The following is a 745-nucleotide window of genomic DNA, read 5'->3' as shown; positions in this document are numbered from 1 at the left end:
AAACATGATAGAGTAGACTGTGTGCAATGTTGGTCTACTCAAGATCTGTGCGCGAGGTCTGTGCGAGGGGTGTAGGTGTGTAGAGAAGAAGAATGAATAAGATAATGGAGGGCGAGGGGTGGGCAAGGAGAGGGGGAGAAGAGAAAGAGAAGGGGGGAAAGCAGGAGATTAGTGGTGGCTGGTCTTTTTTTTTTTTGCAATCGGCCGCGTTGCGCTTGGCACAGGAAGGCATCAACATCGCAGTTGTCGATATCAGTGAAAAAGGCGGCAATGAGACGGTCGAGCAAGTAAAAGCGCTTGGCCCGGATGCTATCTTTATCCGTGCAGATGTATCCAAAGCACAAGAAGTCAAAAACTACGTTGATAAAACGGTCGAACATTTCGGATCGATTGATTATTTCTTCAATAACGCCGGCATTTCCGGAAGCGGCAAACAATTTCTTGAAACGGATATAGAGGAAATCGAGCAGATTGTCGGTATCAACATGCTCGGCGCGCTTTATGGCCTGCGCTATGTAGCAGAAGTAATGGTGAACAACGGTGGCGGGGCGATCGTCAATACTGCATCAAGCGCCGGCGTCATCGGTCAAGATACAGTCGTCACTTATTCCGCAACCAAGCATGGCATCGTCGGCATGACTAAGTCACTGGTTGCCGAATACGCGAAAGACGGCTTGCGCGTGAACGCTGTGGCTCCTGGTCCGACTGAAACGCCGATGGTCAAAGCCTATTTTGACGCCAATCC

Annotated in this window: 1 protein-coding gene; it reads left to right on the top strand. The window is 49.9% G+C overall.

All coding sequences use genetic code 11. The features are described 5' to 3' along the window. Window positions 1-209: 209 nt before the first annotated feature. Window positions 210-745, top strand: a 536-nt coding sequence (locus BHE18_RS14890) for an SDR family NAD(P)-dependent oxidoreductase (protein WP_328585891.1), incomplete at its 3' end; no start/stop codon positions are given.

Source organism: Rossellomorea aquimaris, assembly GCF_001877785.1.
GTDB classification, from domain to species: domain Bacteria; phylum Bacillota; class Bacilli; order Bacillales; family Bacillaceae_B; genus Rossellomorea; species Rossellomorea aquimaris_A.
Note: the sequence above shows the minus strand (reverse complement) of the source record. Positions and strands in the feature narration are given on the sequence as shown.